1 pseudogene is annotated in these 520 nt (G+C 52.1%); it reads right to left on the reverse strand.

The features are described 5' to 3' along the window. Positions 1-49: 49 nt before the first annotated feature. Positions 50-520: pseudogene (locus tag ACTHTQ_RS11270) on the reverse strand (DDE-type integrase/transposase/recombinase); the annotation flags it as partial.

A 520-nucleotide genomic window follows, 5' to 3' on the forward strand; every position in this document is an offset into this window, starting at 1 on the left:
ACATCTCCATCAGGGTGCGGATAACCCGTTCCGCCTTACCGTTGGTCTACGGACGGGCAACCCGGGTAAACTTTTGACCAATCCCGTTCTCATAACAGGCTACACCGAAAGCATGGTTGGCCGAGCCTTTATATTCCGTACCGTTATCGGAGTAAACGCACTCAATCAGATATGGGCAGGGATCAATCAGGTGTTCGGTCAGAAACTTGGCGGCGCTGTCTGCGGTTTTGTCCGGCAAAATGGCGGCGTATAGCTCCCTTGAGAAATCGTCGATGGCGACAAACAGGTAATTCCGCTTATCGGTGACTTTCTGCCCTTTGAGCAGCGGCAGCCGTTTGGTATCGAGATGTACCAGCTCTCCGGGGTAGGATTTATTGTAGCGTTTGGCCTGCCTTTTGAGTTTTTCCTGAATGCCGCGTTCTACCTTGGCCAGGCGTTTCATTCCGTACTTTGCCTGTTTGAAACGGTTGTTGGTACTGGTTTGGGGTTTGAGCAGTCTGCCCCTTGCGGCTTTAAGTGC

Source organism: Neisseria sp. P0020.S003 (assembly GCF_051957095.1).
GTDB lineage: Bacteria > Pseudomonadota > Gammaproteobacteria > Burkholderiales > Neisseriaceae > Neisseria > Neisseria subflava.